Source organism: Tateyamaria sp. LSS28, assembly GCF_059611725.1.
Genome location: NZ_JCAPFI010000001.1, coordinates 308,187 through 330,225 on the forward strand (window position 1 = coordinate 308,187; position 22,039 = coordinate 330,225).

Genomic DNA, 22,039 nt, shown 5'->3' on the forward strand with positions numbered 1-22,039 from the left:
TGAAAGCGTGTCATGCGAAGAAGCCTAGACAGCCGAATAAATAAATTCCAATTTTATTAATCTGTGTTTTGATAGATTTAGTTTATAAGGTGACTATGAACTTTACCCAGATATCGACATTTCAAGCCGTCATGACATCCGCCTCGTTGTCCGACGCGGCAACCAAACTGGGCCGGACGCAGCCCGCAGTGAGCGCCGCAATAAAGGCGCTCGAAGATCAACTTGGACTGCAACTCTTTGAAAGACGAGGAAGAAAACTGATCCCGGTGCCGGAAGCCCAGTATCTTCTGACCGAGGCCGACGCAATTCTTTCGCAGCTCAACCGCGTGCGGCAGACCATGCGCAGTCTTTCAGACGGTCACAGCGGGACTCTGAAAGTGGCTGCCATGCCAGGCCCGGTCTCGCTGATCTTTCCGAAATTCATTGCTTCAAATGTAAGCGATACTGAGGGCATCTCCATCTCGATCCAGGCCCGAACGTCCAACCAGATCGCTGAACTCACGCGCGCGCAGTCCATCGACTTTGGCTTTGCCGATGCCGCAAACACTGAACCCGAGGAAAACCTGTATCGTTCAGTTGTCATAAGCGCCGACTGCCCGGTGGCCGTGCCGGAAAACCACCCGCTCGCGCGAAAATCCGAAATCAGTTTTGCGGACCTTGATGGTCAGCCACTGGGCACCTTGCCGCAATCGCATCGGCAGACCCAGGATCTTGCGAACCGATTTGCAGCTGAAAGCTTGTCGCTGCGGGCAACGATTGAAAGCCAAACTTTCTTGCCAATCCTGCATTTCGTCACTGCGGGCCGTTGCTGCACCGTGTTGGACCCGCTGTCGGTTTTTCTTGTCAATGCGGATGCACCAATGGTCGGGGGCATTGCAATTCGTCCGATGGCAGACCCGATCAGGTACTACTATGCGATCTACTCTCCTCGCTATCGACCGATTTCGGTAATCGCCAGGAACCTGCTCGGGGCATGGCAGGCAGAAGTTATGAAACTGCTGGACAGCTCTGGGTTCAATCCACGATTTGAAGGTAAGGCTTAGCCCAGAGAGTGGCCCCTCAGTTTTCCTCCCCCACCACAATCACCTCAACCCGCCGGTTCGCTTCGCGCCCCGCTGCGGTGAGGTTGCTTGCCACCGGTGACAGATACCCCATGCCGCCTGCCTCGATCCGGTTTGGTGAGACATCATAACGTTCGATCAGGCGATCCCGGACCGCGCTCGCCCGGGCGCGGGAAATGGCGATGTTCGCTTCAAGCCCGCCGACAGTATCCGTATGCCCGACGATGGCGATGCGCAGGTTGGGGCGGTTCTCCATCAGCTGGGCGATCTGTTCGAGCTCGGGCGCACGCCCTTCACCAAGGTCAGTGGTGCCAGTTGCGAAGTCGAGGCTGCGCAGAATGGCCGATCCGGACGTGAGAAGGGATTGACCCAGATTTGCGGTTGGAGCCACGGGGATGTCTGCAGTCGGGGATGGGGTCGTTGGTACGGCAGCCTCTTGCGCGCCCACCTGCACCACTTGCAGATACCCCGCATCAGGCGCCGTGCTGGCCAGCAGCCACACGGCATCCCCTGTGCGCGGATGGCGCGCACTTAGGAAGTGGTAAGCGCGCACATTCACATACATGTTGGGCGCGGGCAGCACATCAATTCCAAAACGGAAATCAAAACCGCCGCATGCATTCGCGTCGCAATCGAGCAAAGTGTCATAGCCCGCATCAGCCAATTGCGCGCGCAGCGGAGCCAGGATTTGCAGGGGTGTCAGCCCCGGTGACGGAATACGGTAGCTGCGCCGCTGCACGGGACCATCAATGCGTTCCGCTGCCACCTGCCCGTCTGCATAGGGCGCGGTGGCGACCGACACGCGGTCCAACACGCTGTCGCGCGCAGCCGTCTGGCGGGCGTTTGAGGGCAGTTCGAGTTGCAGGGCGAGGACGGGCCCTGCCAGTATGCATCCCAAAGCCGTCAAGCAGACCCGCATGTTCAACGCGCCTGCCCATGGTATTCGGGGTTCGGCCTCATAGCAGTAGCACTCGCCACGCGGTTGGACATGTTGAAGAAGGCCGCCACGTTGATCAGGTCCCAGATGTCACGATCACTTAGCCCGTGATCGCGCAAGACCTGTCTGTCCAGTTCCTCGATCCGGGCGGAGACTACGGTGACCTTTTCCGCAAACTCCAGCATGGCGCGCTGGCGTGGCGTGACATCCGCTACACGCCAGTTCATCACCAGTTGTTCGCCCAGTTCCGGGTTTCCCGACAGTTGGCGCACCGCTGCCCCATGGGCCGTCAGGCAGTAGTAGCAGCGGTTCGTGGCACTGACGACGACGGCCACCATCTCGCGTTCGAGCTTTGACAGCCCGCTATCGGCCAGCATCAGGTCGTTGTAGAGCCCGGTAAAGGCATTCAGCTTGTCGATGTCGAACGCATGCGCTTTCAACACATTCGGGACCATGCCCAGCTTGTCCATGCACACATCGAAATACTTCTGCGTGGCCTCGGGCAGGGGATCGACCATGGGCAGGTCGAGGGCGGTGGGCTGGTGTGTCATGTGGTCTCCGGCGCTGTGCGGTAATGATAGCCACAGACCTGTCGGAACCCCAACCCCCGATAAAGCGCATTGGCGGGACCATTCGCCGCTGTGGTCAGCACGGCGATCCGATCTGCGCCATTTTCCGCCGCCCAGAACGCCGCGCGCCGCATGATCCACTGCGCGACGCCCTGTCGGCGCTGGTGGGCCAGCACCTCAACCGCGTGCACCATGGCGATGCCATCGTGGATGGCTGCGAATGCGGTGCCCGCCGGTTTGTCCTTGTGCCGGGCGAGGATGGCTGTTTTTGTCTTGGTCCTGTGCATCACAGCCAGGCGGGCGGGACCGATGCCGCCTGCGGCCCAGATGTCTTCCATGATCGCCAGGGGTTCCCAGATGGAGAAGGCGGTGACGCGCGGGATGGGGATATCGGTCAGCGTCGCAACAGGTGCAATGTAGCCGTTCGTGGGGTCAACAATGGTGTAGCCGTGGGCGTCGAGCAGATGGTCAAGCGCGTCCTCATCCTGTCGCACCATGAAAAGCGGGGCCTGACCAATATCCCGCATTGCGGCTTCTGCAACGGCGAGGTCAGGTTTGGCTACCGGCCCCTCAGCCGTTGCCGCAGACACCCGTTTGCCACCGCCCTGACCATCGCGGATAGCCCACGGTCCGGCGCGCGTTACCTTTGCCGCAGGCCATGTGCCATCAATGGCAGCGTAGAACGCGGCCGTGTCAGTCATGCCGGGAAGTGATCCGACAATGTGCTGAGGGCCGCATCCACTTCGGCCCCATCTGTGCCGCGAATGACGACATTGGCCCCAAAGCGCCCGTTCTGGATAAAGGGATATGAGCCGATGCTGAGATCAGGGTGGGCCGCCGCCAATTCGCCCAATGGACCCGCGATATCGCCCTCACCCCGCTCGATCCGCAGGGTTTTCGAAATGAGGGGCGCGCCACCCGTCAAGGTCGGCAGGACAGAAGCGACCATGGCCTGAAACACCGATGGCACGCCCGCCATGACGTGAACGTTCTGGATTGTGAAGCCCGGCGCGGCGGACACCGGATTGTCGATCAGGGCAGCTCCATCAGGGATGCGCGCCATGCGCAGGCGCGCGGTATTCAGTTCAGTGCCGGATTTTGCATAGTGTTCGGCCAGAATGGCACGGGCGTCATCACGGATGTCGATATGCGTGTCAAAGGCCGCCGCGATGCAGTCAGCCGTGATGTCATCATGGGTGGGGCCAATGCCGCCGGACGTAAATACGGTATCGTACGCGCCTGACAAAGCACGGACCGCTGCAGCAATCGCGTCTTGGTCATCGCTGACGACGCGCACCTCTTTCAGGTCGATACCGTGTTCGGTCAATTGGCCGGCAAGATGGTGCATGTTGGCATCGCGGGTGCGGCCCGAGAGGATCTCGTCTCCGATCACCAGCATGGCGGCGGTGGGGTTCGGCATCTTGTGCTTCCTTCTTGACCCGTCTTGTTGAGGGGCCAGTCACGGTATAGGCCTGCCCCCATGCGCTTTCAAACCGAACTTGTGCCCGCCACCCTGATCCGCCGCTACAAACGCTTTCTGGCCGATTGCCGGTTGGAGGATGGGCGCGAGGTGGTGGCGCATTGCGCCAATCCCGGCTCGATGATGGGGCTGGCCGACCCAGGCATGCGGATCTGGCTGGAACCCAATGACGACCCGAAAAAGAAGCTGAAATTCGGCTGGCGCTTGGTTGAACATGAGAGCGGGCACTTCACCGGCGTGGACACATCGGTGCCGAACAAGGCCCTGCGTGCCGCGTTTGAAGCACGCGAGGTGCCGGGTTTTGATGTGTACACAACGGTGCGACCCGAGCAGAAATATGGCGAGGGCAGCAGGATCGACTTTCTGCTGCAAGGCGACGGGGTGTCGGACGCCTATGTCGAAGTGAAGTCGGTGACCCTGTCCCGTCAGAACGGTCTGGCTGAGTTTCCCGATTCCGTAACCGCCCGTGGGGCGAAGCACTTGCAGGAACTATCCCGCATGGTGGGCGCCGGGCATCGGGCGGTGATGCTGTATCTGGTGCAGCGTACAGATTGTGATCGCTTCACCCTCGCCAGCGACATCGATCCGGGATATGCTGCTGCGTATGCGGCCGCATCCGGGGCGGGGGTGGAAACCCTGTGCCTTGGCTCCCATATTACGCCCGCCGGCGTACAATTGGGTGGGCCGTTGGCCGTGGTCATCTGACCCACTGGCCCTTATTGCCGCAGTGCAGTATGTTTGACAGGTGAACGCTATGGAGCGCGCTTTGGACCATGATACTCGTGGCCGTCTGACCAAGGACGGTATACGCATCTATGACCCTTCGGACTTTGCCGGGATGCACGCGGCAGGGCGGCTTGCGGCCGAGATTCTGGACGCAATGTCGGCCCACGTGTTTCCGGGTCAAACGACGGGTGCCATCGACAAGACCATCACCGACTTGGTCGAGGCGGCTGGCGCAACCTCGGCCACCATCGGGTACAAGGGTTATCAGCACGCCAGCTGCATCAGTGTGAACCATGTTGTCTGCCACGGCATTCCCGGCGACAAGGTTCTGAAAGATGGTGACATTCTGAACATCGACGTAACGGTCATTGTCGATGGCTGGTACGGTGATACGAGCCGCATGTTCGTGGCGGGCAGACTGCCCCGCAAGGCCGAGCGCCTGATCGAGGTCACCCATGACAGCCTGATGCGCGGGATCGAAGCGGTGAAGCCCGGCAACACCTTTGGCGACATTGGCTATGCCATCCAGAGCTTTGTCGAAAGCCACCGCATGTCCGTCGTGCGCGACTTCTGCGGGCACGGGCTGGGCCGCGTGTTTCATTCACCGCCCAACGTGCTGCACTATGGCCGTCCGGGAACGGGGGCCGTACTTGAGCCCGGCATGTTCTTCACCATCGAACCGATGGTGAACCTTGGCCGTCCGGAGACCAAGACGCTGGCTGACGATTGGACTGCGGTGACCCGCGACAAATCCTTGTCGGCGCAGTTTGAGCATTCCGTGGGTGTGACCGAGGACGGGGCTGAGATCTTTACCCTGTCGCCGGCAGGCACATTTCACCCGACCTATGGTTAAGTGTAGGGCGGACGACACGTCCGCCTTACCAGTCATGTAAGGGGCAGCTTGCTGCACCTGAAGTACATCTGCATGACGCGCTGATAGCCACATCTGTAAGGCGCACCTGTGGTGCGCCGGGCGGAGGTTACCTCCGCCTTACTGCCTCTCAAGCAGCGTGACGTACGTGCTCCCGAACCGCCGTTGGTCCAGCAACCCGTAACCCGCAGGCGCGGTCATCGGGGTACTTTCTTCCCACACGATCACGGCCTCGGGCGCGCACCAGTCCCGAACCGCGTTCAACGCCTTCTCTCCCATCCCCTTGCCATATGGTGGGTCGAGGAAGACCAGATCAAACGGAGCGCCAGCCCAGGCCATGGGCCGCGTTGCATCGCCGCGCATCAGCTGCGCTTGGTGACCCGCCTCCAGCTTCTGGATGTTCTGCGTGATCAGCTTTTGTCCGACCCGGCCGTTTTCCACGAACACCGCTGCCTTCGCCCCGCGTGACAATGCTTCGAACCCCAGGGCGCCCGTCCCGGCAAATAGGTCCAGCACATGCGCCCCTTCGATCACCCCGCGATGGGTCAGCATGGAAAACAGGCTTTCGCGCACACGGTCGGGCGTTGGACGCAGATGCGCGCCCGGATCGCCCTTGCCCACGGTGGCCAAAGGCACACCGCGCCACCGGCCCGCGATGATCCTCACTTCAAGAGCGCCTTGAGATCACCATCGGGGTCTGCGACCACCGCCGGGTCCGCCGACTTACCAGCCTCGATCAGTCGTTTGCCGATCATGTAGGCGCGCGGGTCATTCGCCGCATCCACGGCCAGCAGCCTGTCACCGGCGTAGTACCAGAAGGACTTTGCTGCTCCTCCATCCCGCGTTACGACCCGGTCGTAACCGGTGTTCAGCCCGGCGATCTGCAGCTTCACGTCGTACTGATCGGACCAGAACCAGGGGCGTGCGACATAGTCCTTACCTGCCCCCATGATGTTTTCCGCCACGCATTCCGCCTGATCAATAGCGTTCGGGACGCTTTCCAGCCGGATGCGGTCGCCGTGATAGGGGAAGGATGCGCAATCGCCCGCGGCCCAGACATGGGGCGCAGAGGTGCGGCCCTGGGCATCGGTGGCGATGCCATTGTCGATGGTGATCCCGGCGGCTTCTGCCAGTTCGGTGCCCGGCGAAATACCAACGCCGACAATCACAACGTCCACATCCAGCGTAGTTCCGTCTGTCAGCTCTGCCCCCGCAACCGTTCCGTCGCCGGTCAGCCGGGTCAGGCCGACCCCTTCGCGCAGATCAACGCCGTGACCCTTGTGCAAATCCCTGAAGTAGTCGCTGGTCTGTGGTGCCGCGACCCGTTGCAAGATGCGATCCGCCATTTCGACCTGAACCACGTTCAGGCCAAGCTTGCAGCACACCGCTGCCGCCTCAAGCCCGATATAGCCGCCGCCGACGATCAATGCCGTCTTACCCGCCTTGCACCACGGCGCCATCGTGTCCACATCTGCAAGATCACGGACAGTAAACACACCTTCCAGATCACCACCGATGGACGCGGGCAGCCGTCGCGGAGCAGACCCGGTGGTCAGCACAAGGTCGGTATAATCCAACACCTCGTCCCCAACCGTAACGGTCTGGGCTGCAGTATCGATCGCCGTCACGGTCTGCCCGGTCCGCAGATCGATTTTGTTGTCGGTATAAAAGCTGCCGGGCCGCAGGAACATCCGCTCAAGCGGCATCTCACCCAGCAGATAGGCCTTGGACAGGGGGGGGCGCTGATAGGGCAAAGCGGGCTCGGACCCGATCAGCGTCACGCGCCCGTCGAACCCACCATTGCGCAGCTTAGCGACGCAGGACGACCCCGCCTGCCCTGCTCCGATCACCACTACATGGCTCATGTCATCCACCTTTACCCTCGCCCTTTGCCGTAGCGCAGCCTATATCGCAGAGGAAGACAGACGCAATTCCAAGAAAGGCGCAAACAATGGCAATTTCTGTAGGCGACACGCTGCCCGACGCGACACTTGTTCACTTGGGTGATGAAGGCCCCGAACAGGTTAAACTGAGCGACAAGACCAAGGGCCGCAAGGTTGTGATCTTTGCCCTGCCCGGCGCCTATACCGGCACCTGCAGCACCGCACATGTGCCCAGCTTTATCCGGACCAAGGATGGCTTTGCCAACAAGGGTGTGGACGAGGTGATTTGTGTTTCGGTCAACGACCCCTTCGTCATGGGTGCCTGGGGCGAGGCAACAGGTGCCACCAAGGCGGGCATCACCATGCTGGGTGATCCCGATGCGACCTTCACCAAGGCGATGGGCCGTGCGTTCACGGCCCCGCCCGTGGGCCTCTATGACCGTTCGACACGCTACGCGATGGTTGTCGAAGACGGCAAAGTGACCGTTCTGCAGGAAGAAGAGAATCCCGGCGTCTGCGACGTATCCGGCGGTGAGGCTCTGCTGGACGCGATCTGAGCCCGCGCAAAATCAATATGACGCAAAAGGCCCCCGATCCGGGGGCCTTTTTTCATTTGGATCACATTGGCCTCGCCCGCGCTACTCGACCAAGCTGTCCAGTTTGCGCGCCAGTTTCACGTCTAGCGGGCTCAGCCCACCCACGTCATGCGTGGTCAGGGTTACCTCGACCCGCTTGTAGACATTGAACCACTCCGGGTGGTGATCCCACTTTTCCGCCCAGATGGCCGCGCGGGTCATCCATCCAAACGCATCCACAAAATCAGCGAATTCAAAGGTCTTGTGGATCGCATCGCGCCCGTCGGTTACCGCCCATCCGGTGGCAAGCAGCGGGTCCAGCAGCGTGCTCCGCGTCTCCTCGCTCAGCTTTTCCATCATTCCTGTTCCTCGATCTGGACCTTTTTGAAAGGTCCGTAGTCCGTGAGGATTTCGATCTCCTCTTCCACCGCCTCACGTTCGGCTTCGAGGTAGCGGGCGACCGCGTCGGCAAAGCCCGGGTCCCCCAACCAATGCAGGCTGTGGGTCTGCGTCGGCAGATAGCCCCGCGCCAGCTTGTGTTCGCCCTGTGCCCCTGCCTCGACACGGGCCAGCCCGTGTTGGATGGCGATGTCGATGGCCTGATAGTAGCACAGCTCAAAATGTAAGCAGGGGTGATGCTCGATACATCCCCAATAGCGGCCAAAGAGTGCCTGAGCGCCAAAAAAATTGAGTGCGCCCGCAACATAGCGCCCGTCACGTTCGGCCAGCACCAGCGCCATGTCATCGGCCAACGTCTCCTGCGCGATGTCAAAGAAGCGGCGGGTCAGGTAAGGCGTGCCCCACTTGCGCGCGCCGGTGTCCTGGTAGAAGTGCCAGAATGCATCCCAATGTTCAGGCCGCAGGTCATCACCCGTCAGCACGTGGATGGTGCCGCCGAACTCCTGCGCCCGCTGCCGCTCCTTGCGGATGTTCTTGCGCTTGCGACTGGAGAGCGAGGCGAGGAAATCGTCGAACGTGTCGTAGCCGTCGTTCAGCCAGTGGAACTGCTGCGTGGTCCGGGCCATCAGACCAAGGTCAGCCCCGAAATCCCGCTCAGTTTCCGTGCAAAAGGTCACGTGCAGCGAGCTGAGATTGTTGTTTTCCCCCAGTTGCACCGCGCCCGAGATTAGCCCGCGCATCCCCAGTTCGGGAAAGTCCGGGTGGGTCAGGAACCTCCGGCCCGTTGCGGGCGTGTGGGGGACCGCGATTTGCAGCTTGGGATAGTACCGCCCGCCGGCCCGTTCGAACGCGTGCGCCCAATTGTGGTCAAAGATGTATTCGCCCTGGCTGTGGCTTTTGGCGTACATGGGTGCAAAGCCGATGGTCTGCCCTGCCGCCATGGCCTGCAGGTATTGCGGTTGCCAGCCTGTGCCGGGCCCGACCGAGTTGCTGTCTTCCAGTGCTTTGAGAAAGCGGTACGTGGTGAAAGGGTCGTTTGGCCTGCCTCCGTTTGCTGCCTCGGGGCAGGCGCAGGCATCCCATTCCGTTTCCGAGACGGCGGACAGGCTGGGCAACACGCGGATTTCAATCTCTTGTTCGGACACGTGAGTCTTTCCTGGGGCCTTCCCCTGCACTTCGACCACTGAATGTGTGCCGCGCGCGGCGCGGTTCAACCGGGATGCGGGGCGAGGTAGCCTTCAAAGGTCACATTTTGTGCGACCTCGCGCGCTTGTGCTTCTTCCGCGAGCGACCGGATAGTCCAACAGAGGATGTTGGCACCGGCTGCTTTCAGGTCTGCGACACGTTGGCGGGCAAGGTCTGCTGCCTCATGGCTGATGAAGGACGCGCCGACCCGGTCAAAATCCGGGATGCCGCGCAAATGATCGCGTGTCGCTGCGTTCAAAGGCCAGTCATCGGCGGCATAGGCACCGGTTACCAATCCGCGTGGAATATCCGGGCAAAGCGCGGCCATGCGCGCCACGCTGTGCGGGTTGAAGGACATGAGGGCGACGGGTCCATCATAGCCATTCAATGCGGCAGCCGTTGCCTGCTCCAGCGGGCCAATGTCGTCGCCCATTGCGCCGTCCTGATCCTTGATCTCGATCAGCAACGGGACTTGGCCTGCCACGATCTCAAGCACTTTGGGCAGGGTCGGGATACCTTCGTCCCCGCCTTTCAGCGGTGTCTGCGCAAGTGTCCCCGCGGGGACAACGCGCACTGGTCCTGTCCCTTCGGCCAGACGGTCCAGCGCATAGTCGTGAAACACCATGGCCTGATTGTCGGCGCTGAGCTGCACGTCAATTTCGATCCCGTAGCCATGGTCGATGGCCGCGCGAATGGCGGCGCGGCTGTTTTCAGGGCGGCCATCTGTGACATCGTGCAGGGCGCGGTGCGCCAGTGGCGCACCTAGGAATGCATCGGGCAAACGAGGGATCATTTGATCTGAAAGATACCTTCGATCTCGACCGCCACGCCCAGCGGGAGAGCCGCGGCAGAGACAGCAGAACGGCTGTGGCGACCTGCATCACCCAGCGCTTCGACCAGGAAGTCCGACGCACCGTTGATGACTTTAGGCTGGTCCGTGAAATCGGCTGTCGAATTGACGAAGCCGGTCAACTTGATCACGCGCACAAGCCGGTCGATATCGCCACCGCAGGCCGCCTTGACCTGTGCCAGGAGGCTGATGGCGCAGGTTTTTGCTGCTGCCGCCCCGGCCTCGACGTCCATGTCGGCGCCGAGCTTGCCCAGGATCAGGCCATCCGGTCCGTTCGAGATCTGACCAGAGACATAGACGATGTCGCCCACCTGCACGAACGGCACGTAATTGGCAGCGGGTGCGGGGGCGTCTGGTAGGGTCACGCCCAGCTCGGACAAGCGGGATTCGATGGACATGGGATGTCTCCTTTGATCGGTTTGCGCGGACGCTAGACCGCCCGCGCTGCCGTGAAAAGGCCCGATGTCAGGATTCGCGGAACGCGCGGTTGAAGTAGTCCGCCATCGGCTTGATCAGGTAGGCCAGCGGCGACCGGTCGGCGGTGCGAATAAACGCCTCGACCGGCATCCCAGGGACCAGCACCTGTCCCTCCTTCAGCTTGTCGATCTCTCCAGGGCTCAGCACGATTTCGGCCCGGTAGTAGCTGGCGCCGACATTCTCGTCCTCGAACGCATCCGCAGATACCAGCGCAACCTCGCCCACCAGTTCAGGCGTGGTGCGTTGGTCGAGCGCTGAGAACCGCAGATTCACCGACTGCCCCGTCACGATCTGGTCGATGTGAATCGGGTCCACCCGTGCAGCGATGACAAGTGGGCGGTCTTGCGGGATCAGGAACAGGACCGGATCGGCGGCCCGCACGACCGAGCGCGGTGTTTGCACCCGCATATTGTAGACAATGCCTGAGACAGGCGCGCGGATCTCCATCCGTTCGATATCGGTCAGCAAGGCCAGCCGCTGTTCGATCAGTTCCAACTCGCGCGTGCGCAGGTCGCGCAATTGGGTGATGGCCTCTTCGCGCCGCCCGGACGTTAGGCGCAGCACTTCGATTTCGATCTCGGTGATACGTTGTTCGGATTGGGCTTTGGACGCCGCAAGCTCACCCAATTGCCCTTCAAGCGAGGCCTGTTGTCGTTGCAAAGCCAGAACGCCAGAGGTCTGTGCTAGCCCCCGCTCCAGCAGGATTTGCTGCGCCTCGAGTTCCTGTTCAATCAAGTCAAGTTGCCGGGCCAGCGACACCTCTTGTGCCTCGATCCCCTTGATCTGATTACGGGTTTGCGCCGCGCGTTCTGCGAGCTGTTCGGATTGGTTATCAATGGACTCGCGCCGGGCGTAGAAGAGGTTTTCCTGCCCAGTCACCAATTCTTGTACGTCTGGCCAAGTTGCAGCGACAGACAGCAACTTGGACTCGAACGTGATCTCGTCCTTGTCGTCCCGTTCGGCTTCAAGCCGCCCGCGGCGGGCCATGAATTCGTACAGCTGCCCTTCGACGATGGCCTGGCTGGAGCGCATCTGTTTGACGTCTAGCTGAACCAACAGGTCACCCGCTTCGACGCTGTCGCCCTCTTTCACTTCGATCTTGGACACGATGCCGCCGGTCGAATGCTGTATAACCTGCCTGTTCTGGTCGACTTCGATCCGGCCTGACGCAATCACAGCCCCTGCGATTTCCGTCAGGGTTGCCCACGCAACCAGACCGCCCAAAAGACCAAACAGACCAAAGAAGCCAATGACCAGCGGCTTGGTTGCAGACCAGCGTTTGTTGCTCATGATACCCCTCCTGCGCCCGCGGGCGCGCGCTGGATCTGTTCGTGGTTCTTGACCATGGATTTCAACACTTCGTCCTTGGGCCCGAAGGCCGTGCGCACGCCGCCGTCAATGACCAGCAGCAGGTCGCATTCCTGAATGGCGGCGGGCCTGTGTGCCATGATGATGACGGACCGGCCGTCGGCCTTGGACGTGCGAATGGCCTGGTTCAGCGCCATGGTCCCCTCGTTGTCGAGGTTGGAGTTGGGTTCATCCAGAACAAGGATCACCGGATCGTCGTATAACGCCCGTGCAAGGCCGATACGCTGTATCTGCCCGCCGGAAAGCCGCTGCTGGCCTGCGTCGATCCGTGTATCGTAGCCATCCGGCAGTTCGAGGATCATCTCGTGCGCGTCCGCCTTTTGCGCGGCGGCCACAACTTTTTTATCATCGGGCGACGTCGAGAGCCGCGCGATGTTTTCGGCAATCGTGCCGTCAAACAACTGAACCCGCTGCGGCAGGTAGCCGATATGCATGCCCAGAACGTCAGGCGCATATTGATCAAGCGCCGCAGCATCCAAGCGGATGGATCCGCCTGCGGGCCGCCACACGCCGGTCAGACAGCGGGCAAGCGTGGACTTGCCTGCCCCTGACGGGCCAATCACGCCCATGGCGTGCCCCGGCGGCAGGTCGAAATTGAGGCCGCGCAGGGCCGCAGACTTTTCGCCGGGTGGCACCACTGTCAGGCTTTTGGCCACAAGTCGGGCCTTGGGTTTTGGCAATTCGGTTCGTGTTGGTTCAGGGCCGACTGCCCCCAGCAACTCGGCCAGTGCGCCCCACCCCTTGATCGCGCGTTGCACAACGGGCCACTGGGTCAGCATCAATTCGATAGGCGCGAGCGCCCGACCCAAAAGGATGGAACCCGCAATCATCGCACCGGGCGTCATTTCATTTTGGAGAACCAGATACGCCCCCACCCCAAGCATCGCGCTTTGCAAAAACAGACGCAACGTCTTGGTCAACGAGGTAAAGCCCCCTCCGATATCCGTCGCCTTGATTTGTTCATCAAGGGCAGCGCCGCGCGCCTTTTGCCACCGGTCAAAGGCCGAGTCGCGCATGCCCATGGCCTGCACCATCTCTGCTTCAATCCGAAGCTGGTCCGACATCGAAGCCGCCACCTGCCCCGCCTGCCCGGCGCGCAACTGCGGCAGACGCGACAAGAGTTGGTTGGCCAGCGCAATAAGAATCAACACGGCGCCACCGCCCAGCGCCAAAAAACCCAAGACAGGATGGAAAATAAAAATTGCACCGATGAAAATTGGCGTCCACGGCAAATCAAAAAACGCCATCAACACGGGCGACGTGATAAATCGCTGAACCCCTTCGAGGTCTGCAAGGCCCGTCTGCGTGCGTAAGTCCGGCGCAACAGCAGATTTGCGGACCACCGCATCGAACACCCTGCGATCCAGGTCGTTCTGAAAACGTGCCCCCACCCGCGCCATGATCCGACCGCGCGTGAAGTCGAGAATGCCCATCACACCGTACAGAAAGACCACCAGAAGCGACAGAGCGATCAATGTTTCTTCGCTTCTGCTGCCCAACACACGGTCATAGACCTGCAGCATGTACATTGGTCCGGTCAGCATCAAAAGGTTGGCAAACAGGCTGAACAGCCCGACAGCCCAATATAGGCCCCTGCTCTTGCGGCGCGCCGCGTACAGCTCTGCCTGTCCTCTTTTCGTCAGTTCACTTTGCATCGGCACCATTTCGCTTGTTCACTGCTCGACTTTGTTTTCTTGACACGATGGCGTATTTTGCCTGTCACGCAAGTGCCACATGTACAAGGTTACCCAAGTGGCGCTATGGGCATTTAGAATAACTGCATTAATTACATGCCAAGAATATCCAACGGAGATTTGCATTGTCTCTTTTTTGTCGCGCTCGGCGCGCAGCCCTTCTTCTCATCGCCGTCGGATCGCTGGCGGCCTGTGCTACGTCGGACCAACGGCCCGCGCAACCTGATGGCGTCTTCGATCCGTATGAGGCGCAAAACCGCCGGGTTCACGCATTCAACCGTGGCCTTGACCGTGCCGTGGTGCGTCCAGCAGCCGTAGGTTACTCGACCGTGCTGCCAGACGAAATCGAGGACAGCATCAGCCACTTTGCCAAGAATCTTGGCGAGCCTTCAGTCGTGGTGAACAGCCTGCTGCAGGGTGACGCCCGTGGGGCTGGCATTTCGACCGTGCGGTTCCTGACCAACTCGGTTCTGGGCATCTTTGGTCTGTTTGACGTGGCAAGCGACTTCCAAATTCCGCAGCACGACACCGACTTCGGCGAAACGCTGTATGTCTGGGGCGTGGGCGAAGGCGCTTACATCGAGCTTCCCCTTCTTGGTCCGTCGACTACACGCAACACGACCGGCAAGGTTGTTGACCTGTTCACCAACCCCCTGAGCTACATGGTCGAAAGCCCTGAACAGTATTATGGCACCGTCGCGGCGGCGGCTTCTGGCCTATCCCGCCGTGGCCGGTTTTCAGACACGGTCGATTCGATCCTATATGAAAGCGCTGACAGCTACGCGCAGGCACGCCTGATCTGGTTGCAGAACCGCCGCTTTCAATTGGGCGATACGGGAACTGCAGCCGCGATTGATCCGTTTGCCTTGGATACAGAGGGTTTTTAGTATGATGATGTATCGACGCCAATTCATTGCCGCAGCGACCAGCGCTGCCGCAGTTCTTCCCGCCGTGCCCGCCTTTGCCCTGAACGAAGCCAGTGCAGAGCGGCTGATCAATTCGCTTGTCGGCGACATCAACAACGTCATCGCCTCAGGCAAAGGCGAGAATGCGATGTTCCGCGACTTTGAACGCATCTTTGCCAAGTACAGCGACACATCCTACATCGCGGCCTACGCCATGGGTGTGGATGGCCGCCGCGCCAGCAACGGGCAGAAACGGGCATTTTCGAAGGCGTTTCAGGGCTATATTTCGCGCAAATATGGCCGCCGCTTTCGTGAATTCATCGGCGGTCGCCTGGAAGTCAGAGGCGTGCGGCAGGTCAAGAATTGGTTCGAAGTCGAAACCACGGCTTTTCTGCGTGGCGAGTCCCCGTTTGCGGTGACCTTCCACGTATCGGACAGATCCGGCCGCGACCTGTTCTTCAACATGTTCATCGAAGGTGTGAACCTGCTGTTGACCGAGCGCACCGAGATTGGCGCACTGATTGACCGCAATGGCGGCGACATCGACGCCATGATCTCGGATCTGAGCAAGCTAAGCTAGCAGGCTCCAAGCAGAACAACCAAGTACAGGCTCCGCTGCATGCGGGGCCTTTTTTTGTTCACTTCCGCCCTCAGGCTTCTTCATCGTCTTAGCGTGACCGGCCACCACCCAGAATATCGCGCACCAGCATCTCGATCAGACCTTCGGTCGTGCGCGGCACTTCCTGTTGTCGCGGGGCAGGTTGTGGTGCAGGCGCAGGGGCGGCCTGCCGCTTTGCACGTTCCGGCACTTGCAGCGGCAAGGGGCTAGCTGGCACACCTTCGTGTATTCTTACCATCGTTTCGCGCCAGATCTCGGCAGGCAACCCGCCCCCGGTTACACCGGTCAGGGGTGTATTGTCGTCATAGCCCATCCAGACACCAGCAACGTAGTCTGCTGTGAACCCGACAAACCAGGCATCTCGTGCCGCTTGCGTTGTCCCCGTCTTGCCCGCGATTTCACGAGCACCGAACTGCGCGCGCTGGCCTGTTCCTTCACTAACAACCTTTTCCATCATCCAGATCAGCTCTCTCGCCGCCCCTTCCCGGATCACACGTTCACCGATGCCGCCGCCGGTGCCCATCAAAGGCTCGTCATCGCCCTGCAGGCGCAGGTCGATCAGACCGTAGGGTGTCACCGAGGACCCGCCATTCAGAATGCCGGCATAGGCACCGGTCATGTCCAGAAGCGTGCTTTCCGACGCGCCAAGGGCCAAAGCAGGTCCATCGGCCATGTTACCATCGATACCAAAGTCGCGCGCGACGCGACGGACGAGGTCTCGGCCCACGCTTTCAGAGACTTTGACCGCCGGGATGTTCAGCGATTCCGCCAGAGCCTTGGTCAAGGTTACGCGACCTGAATAAGTGTTGGTGTAGTTGCGTGGGGACCAGCGACCCGATCCGGGGATATCGAGGGTCAATGGGTCATCATCCACAAAATCGAGCGGGGAGTATCCCAATTCCAGCGCCACTGCATAGACAAACGGCTTGAAGGCCGATCCGGTTTGCCGTTGCGCCTGGATCGCGCGGTTGAAAACGCCTGCGACCCGCGTTTCACGCCCACCGACCATGGCACGCACGGCTCCATCCGCGCTCATCACCACGATCGCAGCTTGAGCCTTGGACCCTTCGCGCACCTTGGTTTCAAATACCTCTTTCAGCGCGTCTTCGGCAGCGCTTTGCAAGCGTTGATCCAGCGTAGTGCGGATGATCACGTCTTCGGTCGTGTTGCGGGTGAAGAATTCCGGGCCGGTCGACATGACCCAATCCGCAAAGTAGCCGCCGGCCTTGCGCCGCGCTGCGGGCGACAGGTTTGCAGGGTTCTGTTGCCACTTGGCAACCTCGGCGTCCGACAGATAGCCTTGTTCACCCATCAAGCGCAGGACGGTTGCCGCCCGCTCTTGCGAGCGCTGCAGGTTGGATGTGGGTGCCATGCGCGAGGGCGCAGTCAAAAGCCCGGCAATCATCGCCCCTTCGGACGGGTTCAGATCAGTTGCGGGCTTTCCAAAATACCGCTGCGCAGCCGCTTCGGCCCCATAAGCGCCGCCGCCCATATAGGCGCGGTTGAGATAGATCGACAGAATCTCGTCCTTGGAGTACTTCGCCTCCATCGCCATGGCATAGATGGCTTCCTTGGCCTTGCGCTGAAGCGAGCCGCGGCGGCAATCCGCGACATAGGCGGCTTCGGACTCCCACTCGCTTGGCTCGTATTCAACGCCAAGGCACAGCAACTTGGCTGTCTGCTGCGTGATGGTTGAACCACCGTGGCCCTGCAGCGGGCCGCGCCCCTCGCGCAAGTTAATGCGCACAGCACTGGCCACGCCGCGCGGACTGACGCCGAAATGCCGGTAGAACCGCTTGTCTTCGGTGGCGACCACCGCATTCTTCAGGCCCGGCGCCACGGTGCCAGCCATGACCGCCCCACCGAATTGATCGCCGCGCCATGCAAACCGGTCGCCTTCGCGATCCAGCAATGTGACCGATCCACGTGCCCGCCCATCCAACAGTTCATTCACATCCGGCAGCGTGGTCCAGAAATAGCCAACGGCCAAGGCGACGACCGCTGTGACCGTCAGCCCAACACGCCAGGTGATCCACCAGATCAATCGCATCATCCAGCGGAACAAACGGACAAAGATGTTGCGCTGAGGCTTCTTAGGCGCTGCCCTGCGGCGCTTGGCGGGCGCCTTACGCGCGGGCTTCTTGGCCGCTTTTTTTGGATAGCGGCGATCAGCCACCAAAGGGCGTTTGCCCTTTCTTGAATCACTCATGCTTGACCCCTGCCCGGCCTTATGTTTCCAGCAGTGTATCCCGTTTCAATCGCTTTGCCACGCCCCTTGATGGCGCAGGTACGGGATTCCTTACCGTCTATTTTTTAAGCATCTGCGAGAGATTGCGCATTTTTTATGCACAACACGGCGCCGCGCGCAGGCTTTACTCGGCCGAAATCTTTGCCCTGTCCACTCGATGCTCTCTCTTCCCCGCATATCGCAGGGCGACCTGCCAATCAAAGGGGACATGTGGTGAAACTCATCATTGCTACGATCAAGCCGTTCAAGCTGGAAGAGGTTCGCGAAGCGCTGACCGAAGCCGGTGTGCGCGGCATGATGGTTACGGAAATCAAGGGCTTCGGTTCGCAATCGGGTCACACGGAAATCTATCGCGGCGCGGAATACGCGGTGAACTTCGTACCCAAGGTCAAGATCGAGATCGTGGTCGCCGCCGCCATGGCTGACCAGATCGTCGAGACCATCACCAAAACCGCCCAGACGGGCAAGATCGGGGACGGCAAGATCTTTGTTCTCGACGTCCAGCAGGCCGTGCGCGTTCGCACCGGCGAAACGAACGAAGACGCCATCTGAGCGCCAGCCATAGGAAGAACACGGACAATGAAACTTACGAAATCTCTGATTGCCGGTGCCGCGCTGACCGCGCTGCCGACGTTGGCGCTGGCGCAGGACGCCGCCCCGGGCTTTGACGAAATCGGCCCCTACATCATGACCACCCTGCTGTTCTGCATGGCTGGTTTCCTTGTCTTCTTCATGGCGGCAGGTTTTGCCATGCTTGAAGGCGGTCTGGTGCGTTCCAAGAACGTGACCATGCAGATGACCAAGAACATCGGCTTGTTCTCGATTGCAGCCATCATGTACTGGCTCGTCGGCTTCAACACGATGTATCCTGGCGAGTTCAACGGCTACTTCGCCATCGGCGGCCAGACTGTCCTTGACCCCGTGGGCGTCGCGGCAGCGGACGCCGCGCTGGATTATGCATCTGTCGGTTCCGACTTCTTCTTCCAGCTGGTGTTTGTCGCAGCCACTGCGTCCATCGTCTCTGGTGTCTTGGCTGAACGCATCAAATTGTGGCCCTTCCTGATCTTTGTCGTTGTTTTGACAGGGTTTATGTACCCGATTTCCGGTTCCTGGAAATGGGGCGCTGGTTGGCTTGACGCCGCCGGTTTCCAAGACTTTGCCGGCTCGACCGTCGTGCACTCTGTGGGTGGCTGGGCCGCTCTGGCCGGCGCCATCGTGCTGGGTCCACGTCTGGGCAAGTACAAAGACGGCAAGGTCAATCCGATGCCCGGTTCGAACCTCGCCCTTGCCACGCTGGGCACGTTCATCCTGTGGCTGGGTTGGTTCGGTTTCAACGGTGGTTCGCAACTGGCGATGGGCACCGTGGGTGACGTGTCGGACGTGTCCCGCATCTTTGCCAACACAAATATGGCCGCCGCTGCCGGTGCTGTGACTGCCCTGATCCTGACGCAGGTCCTGTACAAGAAGCCTGACTTGACCATGGTGCTGAACGGCGCGCTGGCGGGCCTTGTGTCCATCACGGCAGAACCGCTTGCACCCACCCTGTTCGGTGCGCTGTGGATCGGTGCCATCGGTGGTGTGATTGTGGTCTTTACCGTGCCGCTTCTGGACAAGTTCAAGATCGACGACGTGGTTGGTGCGATCCCGGTTCACCTGTTTGCCGGTATCTGGGGCACCATCGCCGTTGTCTTCTACAACAGCGATGCGAACCTTGGCACGCAGCTGCTAGGCATCATCGCATACGGTGTGTTCACCTTTGTCGCTTCGCTGATCGTGTGGTTCATCCTCAAGGCAGTCATCGGCATCCGTGTCGGCGAAGAGGAAGAGATCAACGGTCTCGACATGTCGGAACTGGGCATGGAAGCCTATCCGGATTTCTCGAAAGGCTGAGACTCCTTCCTCTCAGTTAGAGAACCGACTGACCGGGCGTTCGCGCCCGGTCTTTTTCATTTGTAAAGGGTGCGTACGAGGCGTTAACCGAGGTTGCGCGCCCCCCATCGGTCGGCGTTTGCCCCGTCAAAACTGCACATTTTCAGGCTGAAACTACGTGTTTTGCAGCGCACGATTTGGGTGGATTTCGGTGTGGAATCTGGAAACTGCGCATTTTGAGGCCGAAACTGCACAGAATGACCCGGCGCACGGGCGGGGCGTAGTTAACGCAACAGGTTTCGCCTGAAATTTGTGCGGCGCTTTTGAATGGTTAAGTGACCTGTCTGGGTCGCTGCGGGTCAGGCACATGCCCTGTTCACACCCAGTTTCGCGATGCCGCGGCCCGAGCGGGTGGCGAGGTCAGAGGTCGGATGATTGTACCCCCTTTCCAAAAAACCGCTCGCCGACACGTCGCATCAAATCGGCCTCGGATGACACCACATCAACCGCCAAGGCAAAGAGGTCACTCTGATGGCATTCCGCCTGAACGCGATCCGTAAACATCGCATCCCGAGCCAGCAGGTTGGCAAGGGCGCGTTCCGGATCGCTCGTCCGGTTCGGTATGTCCCATGTGGAGCCACGCGCGTCGAAGGCCTGACGGCGGAAGGCCGGTGTCGGCAAGAACCACAGCGCGTGGCGACAGTCAGAAAGCAGCGGCGCAACCAGGCGAGGCAAGAGGCGGAAGCCCTCGGCAATCACCGGCGTGTTCCGGGGTAGAGCAAGCAGGTCTTGCACGATGAGCTCAAAGCCCTCGCCTGCGAACCAGTGAAAGCTGTCCAGCATGTCCCGGGGCGATCGGTTCACCCAACGGTCATCCATGTTCATTCGTTTGAATGCGTCGAGACGGGGGCATATCGCAGCCCGGCAACGGGCGGCGTGATCCTGCATGGTGTCGTCGCTGGAATAAAGGTGGGCGCCGTGGGTCTGTGCCAAGCGCTTGGCGATGGCTGTCTTACCGGCGCCGCTGCCCCCGCCCAGCCAGCGGACATGGGACAGTGCAGCGCGAAGTTGATCGGGAGAGTCCGGAGCAGGCATTGTGGGTTCGTATCAGGAATGACCAATGTGTGGCTGCCCGCGCGATGACGCAGCTGGACACAGGCTGATTTCTGCGCACAGCACGCGAGGTCCAGCCCAAGTGTCTTTGGGCCAGCATGTCTGCGTTACAATTCGGGGAACCGGTTTGGAGGGCAGCTTTGAGCCCCTTACCGACTTTCTGCAATGCCGCGAATGGCGGCTTCGAAGAGTTCGATCTGAAGCGTCAAAGTGAATAGCTCCGCTCGATTCCAATACGTTCCAAAAAGTCCACGTCATGGCTGACGACGATAAGTGCGCCGTCGTAGGCGTTTAACGCCGCCTCCAGCGTCTCAACAGCTTCGATATCAAGATGATTGTTCGGTTCATCCAGAAGCAGAAGCTGCTTTTTGCTGGCTGTGGCATAGAGTGAAGGCCAAACCGGCACGCAAACGCTGTCCTCCGCATAGCGTGCCGATCTTTTGCTAGGCGTCATTGCCCCGGAACAGGAAATGCGCAAGCACCGCTCGTCTGTCGTTCTCGCTGGCCTCCGGGTCCAGACGCGCAAAAGCTTTGGTGAAAGTTTCATCGTCACCAAACATGCTCATGTCCTGGTCCAACCGCGCTGCTGGAACATGTAGGGCCACATCCCCTGTCCAGCCCGTCAACTCACCCATAGTGCAGCCTAGAAGCGTTGATTTGCCGGAGCAGTTTGACCCCTCAATCGCAATGCGCTCGGGGCCACGAACACTAAGTGAGACATCGCGCAAGACAGGGTGATCGTTCCCATAGCCAAAAGTCAGGTTATCTACCTGCAAAACATCGCGGCCCTTGGCCAAACCGGATTCGGGGATGGCAATGACAAGAAGTTGGAGAACTACTATCGCCTCTTGGGCAGCGTTTACCTCGTTCTGGGCAGCGTCCATTCGGCGTGCGCGCAATCGCACATCAGAACCTCCAGACACCTCGCTACGCTCTTTGGCGGTATCAAGCACGATCTTTGCCTGACTGCCGGTGGTGCGCATTTTTTGGCCTTGCCGATCCGTGCGGGCCTTGCGCTTTGCTGCCTGTCGCGCACGCGCGTTAGCCTCCGCCACACCCCGTTCCGCACGTGCAGGTTCGCTTTCAGCAGATGCAAGCTCGGCCGATTTCATGGCGCGATACGGGTGCATTCGGATAAATGCCATTGAGGCATAGAGGTTGCATGCCATTCGTGGATTTTTGGTGCTCTGAAGGACTGAAAATCCTGAGC

At 60.3% G+C, this 22,039-nt stretch carries 24 protein-coding genes; 8 read left to right on the forward strand and 16 right to left on the reverse strand.

Annotated elements, in window-relative coordinates:
- Window positions 1-95 precede the first annotated feature (95 nt).
- The gene (locus AC53L6_RS01685; protein ID WP_496906571.1) at window positions 96-1,043 is read left to right on the forward strand and encodes a LysR family transcriptional regulator; all 948 of its coding nucleotides are present in this window, start codon (window positions 96-98) and stop codon (window positions 1,041-1,043) included.
- 16 nt (window positions 1,044-1,059) lie between these two features.
- Here the strand turns inward: AC53L6_RS01685 and AC53L6_RS01690 are convergent, their stop codons facing one another.
- The 4 genes from AC53L6_RS01690 to AC53L6_RS01705 are packed head-to-tail and all read right to left on the reverse strand — an operon-like array spanning window position 1,060 to window position 3,987.
- Window positions 1,060-1,980 carry an OmpA family protein gene (locus tag AC53L6_RS01690; RefSeq protein WP_496906572.1) on the reverse strand — a complete coding sequence of 307 codons (921 nt, stop codon included), beginning with the start codon at window positions 1,978-1,980 and terminating at the stop codon, window positions 1,060-1,062.
- Window positions 1,981-1,982: 2 nt separating this feature from the next.
- Complete coding sequence (locus tag AC53L6_RS01695; RefSeq protein WP_496906573.1) at window positions 1,983-2,549, reverse strand: peroxidase-related enzyme; 567 nt, start codon at window positions 2,547-2,549, stop codon at window positions 1,983-1,985.
- The gene (locus AC53L6_RS01700; RefSeq protein ID WP_496906574.1) at window positions 2,546-3,268 is read right to left on the reverse strand and encodes a GNAT family N-acetyltransferase; all 723 of its coding nucleotides are present in this window, start codon (window positions 3,266-3,268) and stop codon (window positions 2,546-2,548) included. Before AC53L6_RS01700 ends, AC53L6_RS01695 begins: the two co-directional genes overlap by 4 nt.
- Complete coding sequence (locus tag AC53L6_RS01705; protein ID WP_496906575.1) at window positions 3,265-3,987, reverse strand: competence/damage-inducible protein A; 723 nt, start codon at window positions 3,985-3,987, stop codon at window positions 3,265-3,267. The genes AC53L6_RS01700 and AC53L6_RS01705 overlap by 4 nt, the downstream gene beginning before the upstream one ends.
- Before the next feature lie 60 nt (window positions 3,988-4,047).
- Here AC53L6_RS01705 and sfsA point away from each other — a divergent pair, with 60 nt between their 5' ends.
- Complete coding sequence (gene sfsA, locus AC53L6_RS01710; RefSeq protein ID WP_496906576.1) at window positions 4,048-4,752, forward strand: DNA/RNA nuclease SfsA; 705 nt, start codon at window positions 4,048-4,050, stop codon at window positions 4,750-4,752.
- A 49-nt stretch (window positions 4,753-4,801) separates the two neighbouring features.
- Window positions 4,802-5,626 carry a type I methionyl aminopeptidase gene (gene map / locus AC53L6_RS01715; protein ID WP_496906577.1) on the forward strand — a complete coding sequence of 275 codons (825 nt, stop codon included), beginning with the start codon at window positions 4,802-4,804 and terminating at the stop codon, window positions 5,624-5,626.
- 138 nt (window positions 5,627-5,764) lie between these two features.
- Here the strand turns inward: map and rsmD are convergent, their stop codons facing one another.
- Entirely contained in the window at window positions 5,765-6,310 is a 546-nt protein-coding gene (gene rsmD / locus AC53L6_RS01720; protein WP_299207762.1) for a 16S rRNA (guanine(966)-N(2))-methyltransferase RsmD, read from the reverse strand.
- Entirely contained in the window at window positions 6,307-7,509 is a 1,203-nt protein-coding gene (locus AC53L6_RS01725; protein ID WP_496906578.1) for an NAD(P)/FAD-dependent oxidoreductase, read from the reverse strand. Before AC53L6_RS01725 ends, rsmD begins: the two co-directional genes overlap by 4 nt.
- Before the next feature lie 86 nt (window positions 7,510-7,595).
- Between AC53L6_RS01725 and AC53L6_RS01730 the strand changes: the two genes are divergently transcribed.
- Window positions 7,596-8,084, forward strand: coding sequence for a peroxiredoxin (locus AC53L6_RS01730; RefSeq protein ID WP_299771115.1), 489 nt, complete (start codon window positions 7,596-7,598; stop codon window positions 8,082-8,084).
- 81 nt (window positions 8,085-8,165) lie between these two features.
- On the opposite strand, the gene AC53L6_RS01735 is transcribed toward AC53L6_RS01730, so the two are convergent.
- The 6 genes from AC53L6_RS01735 to AC53L6_RS01760 form a co-directional block, all read right to left on the reverse strand.
- Window positions 8,166-8,462: a 4a-hydroxytetrahydrobiopterin dehydratase gene (locus AC53L6_RS01735; RefSeq protein WP_299207771.1), complete on the reverse strand. Its 297-nt coding sequence runs from the start codon at window positions 8,460-8,462 to the stop codon at window positions 8,166-8,168.
- A complete protein-coding gene (locus AC53L6_RS01740) occupies window positions 8,459-9,646 on the reverse strand; it encodes a GNAT family N-acetyltransferase (protein ID WP_496906579.1) in 1,188 nt (395 codons plus the stop codon). The genes AC53L6_RS01735 and AC53L6_RS01740 overlap by 4 nt, the downstream gene beginning before the upstream one ends.
- 65 nt (window positions 9,647-9,711) lie before the next feature.
- Window positions 9,712-10,479 (reverse strand): glycerophosphodiester phosphodiesterase family protein, encoded by a 768-nt coding sequence (locus tag AC53L6_RS01745; protein WP_496906580.1) that lies wholly within the window; start codon window positions 10,477-10,479, stop codon window positions 9,712-9,714.
- Complete coding sequence (locus tag AC53L6_RS01750) at window positions 10,476-10,934, reverse strand: RidA family protein (RefSeq protein WP_299207780.1); 459 nt, start codon at window positions 10,932-10,934, stop codon at window positions 10,476-10,478. Before AC53L6_RS01750 ends, AC53L6_RS01745 begins: the two co-directional genes overlap by 4 nt.
- A 67-nt stretch (window positions 10,935-11,001) precedes the next feature.
- Window positions 11,002-12,303, reverse strand: coding sequence for an HlyD family type I secretion periplasmic adaptor subunit (locus tag AC53L6_RS01755; RefSeq protein ID WP_496906581.1), 1,302 nt, complete (start codon window positions 12,301-12,303; stop codon window positions 11,002-11,004).
- Window positions 12,300-14,036, reverse strand: a complete 1,737-nt coding sequence (locus tag AC53L6_RS01760; RefSeq protein ID WP_299207786.1) for a type I secretion system permease/ATPase — start codon at window positions 14,034-14,036, stop codon at window positions 12,300-12,302. Before AC53L6_RS01760 ends, AC53L6_RS01755 begins: the two co-directional genes overlap by 4 nt.
- Window positions 14,037-14,200: 164 nt before the next feature.
- Between AC53L6_RS01760 and AC53L6_RS01765 the strand changes: the two genes are divergently transcribed.
- Window positions 14,201-14,962, forward strand: coding sequence for an MlaA family lipoprotein (locus AC53L6_RS01765; RefSeq protein ID WP_299599991.1), 762 nt, complete (start codon window positions 14,201-14,203; stop codon window positions 14,960-14,962).
- A gap of 7 nt (window positions 14,963-14,969) precedes the next feature.
- Window positions 14,970-15,560, forward strand: coding sequence for an MlaC/ttg2D family ABC transporter substrate-binding protein (locus tag AC53L6_RS01770; protein WP_299601109.1), 591 nt, complete (start codon window positions 14,970-14,972; stop codon window positions 15,558-15,560).
- 88 nt (window positions 15,561-15,648) lie between these two features.
- On the opposite strand, the gene AC53L6_RS01775 is transcribed toward AC53L6_RS01770, so the two are convergent.
- A complete protein-coding gene (locus tag AC53L6_RS01775) occupies window positions 15,649-17,808 on the reverse strand; it encodes a transglycosylase domain-containing protein (protein ID WP_496906582.1) in 2,160 nt (719 codons plus the stop codon).
- Window positions 17,809-18,060: 252 nt separating this feature from the next.
- Here AC53L6_RS01775 and AC53L6_RS01780 point away from each other — a divergent pair, with 252 nt between their 5' ends.
- Entirely contained in the window at window positions 18,061-18,399 is a 339-nt protein-coding gene (locus AC53L6_RS01780; RefSeq protein ID WP_299207794.1) for a P-II family nitrogen regulator, read from the forward strand.
- A 27-nt stretch (window positions 18,400-18,426) separates the two neighbouring features.
- Window positions 18,427-19,737, forward strand: coding sequence for an ammonium transporter (locus AC53L6_RS01785; RefSeq protein ID WP_299599993.1), 1,311 nt, complete (start codon window positions 18,427-18,429; stop codon window positions 19,735-19,737).
- Between the two features lie 399 nt (window positions 19,738-20,136).
- On the opposite strand, the gene AC53L6_RS01790 is transcribed toward AC53L6_RS01785, so the two are convergent.
- The 3 genes from AC53L6_RS01790 to AC53L6_RS01800 all read right to left on the reverse strand — a co-directional run bounded on the left by AC53L6_RS01790 (window position 20,137) and on the right by AC53L6_RS01800 (window position 21,974).
- Complete coding sequence (locus AC53L6_RS01790; RefSeq protein ID WP_496906583.1) at window positions 20,137-20,811, reverse strand: hypothetical protein; 675 nt, start codon at window positions 20,809-20,811, stop codon at window positions 20,137-20,139.
- A 223-nt stretch (window positions 20,812-21,034) separates the two neighbouring features.
- On the reverse strand, window positions 21,035-21,235 hold the full coding sequence (locus AC53L6_RS01795) for a P-loop NTPase family protein (protein ID WP_299706242.1): 201 nt from the start codon (window positions 21,233-21,235) through the stop codon (window positions 21,035-21,037).
- A gap of 37 nt (window positions 21,236-21,272) precedes the next feature.
- Window positions 21,273-21,974, reverse strand: coding sequence for an ATP-binding cassette domain-containing protein (locus AC53L6_RS01800; protein WP_299773997.1), 702 nt, complete (start codon window positions 21,972-21,974; stop codon window positions 21,273-21,275).
- Between the last annotated feature and the right edge of the window lie 65 nt (window positions 21,975-22,039).

Excerpts from the sequence above, each read along its gene's own strand:
- AC53L6_RS01685 (WP_496906571.1), top strand. The coding sequence starts at position 96 with ATGAACTTTACCCAGATATCGACATTTCAAGCCGTCATGACATCCGCC.
- AC53L6_RS01690 (WP_496906572.1), bottom strand. The coding sequence starts at position 1,980 with ATGCGGGTCTGCTTGACGGCTTTGGGATGCATACTGGCAGGGCCCGTC.
- AC53L6_RS01695 (WP_496906573.1), bottom strand. The coding sequence starts at position 2,549 with ATGACACACCAGCCCACCGCCCTCGACCTGCCCATGGTCGATCCCCTG.
- AC53L6_RS01700 (WP_496906574.1), bottom strand. The coding sequence starts at position 3,268 with ATGACTGACACGGCCGCGTTCTACGCTGCCATTGATGGCACATGGCCT.
- AC53L6_RS01705 (WP_496906575.1), bottom strand. The coding sequence starts at position 3,987 with ATGCCGAACCCCACCGCCGCCATGCTGGTGATCGGAGACGAGATCCTC.
- sfsA (WP_496906576.1), top strand. The coding sequence starts at position 4,048 with ATGCGCTTTCAAACCGAACTTGTGCCCGCCACCCTGATCCGCCGCTAC.
- map (WP_496906577.1), top strand. The coding sequence starts at position 4,802 with ATGGAGCGCGCTTTGGACCATGATACTCGTGGCCGTCTGACCAAGGAC.
- AC53L6_RS01725 (WP_496906578.1), bottom strand. The coding sequence starts at position 7,509 with ATGAGCCATGTAGTGGTGATCGGAGCAGGGCAGGCGGGGTCGTCCTGC.
- AC53L6_RS01730 (WP_299771115.1), top strand. The coding sequence starts at position 7,596 with ATGGCAATTTCTGTAGGCGACACGCTGCCCGACGCGACACTTGTTCAC.
- AC53L6_RS01735 (WP_299207771.1), bottom strand. The coding sequence starts at position 8,462 with ATGATGGAAAAGCTGAGCGAGGAGACGCGGAGCACGCTGCTGGACCCG.
- AC53L6_RS01745 (WP_496906580.1), bottom strand. The coding sequence starts at position 10,479 with ATGATCCCTCGTTTGCCCGATGCATTCCTAGGTGCGCCACTGGCGCAC.
- AC53L6_RS01750 (WP_299207780.1), bottom strand. The coding sequence starts at position 10,934 with ATGTCCATCGAATCCCGCTTGTCCGAGCTGGGCGTGACCCTACCAGAC.
- AC53L6_RS01755 (WP_496906581.1), bottom strand. The coding sequence starts at position 12,303 with ATGAGCAACAAACGCTGGTCTGCAACCAAGCCGCTGGTCATTGGCTTC.
- AC53L6_RS01760 (WP_299207786.1), bottom strand. The coding sequence starts at position 14,036 with ATGCAAAGTGAACTGACGAAAAGAGGACAGGCAGAGCTGTACGCGGCG.
- AC53L6_RS01770 (WP_299601109.1), top strand. The coding sequence starts at position 14,970 with ATGTATCGACGCCAATTCATTGCCGCAGCGACCAGCGCTGCCGCAGTT.
- AC53L6_RS01775 (WP_496906582.1), bottom strand. The coding sequence starts at position 17,808 with ATGAGTGATTCAAGAAAGGGCAAACGCCCTTTGGTGGCTGATCGCCGC.
- AC53L6_RS01785 (WP_299599993.1), top strand. The coding sequence starts at position 18,427 with ATGAAACTTACGAAATCTCTGATTGCCGGTGCCGCGCTGACCGCGCTG.
- AC53L6_RS01790 (WP_496906583.1), bottom strand. The coding sequence starts at position 20,811 with ATGCCTGCTCCGGACTCTCCCGATCAACTTCGCGCTGCACTGTCCCAT.
- AC53L6_RS01800 (WP_299773997.1), bottom strand. The coding sequence starts at position 21,974 with ATGGCATTTATCCGAATGCACCCGTATCGCGCCATGAAATCGGCCGAG.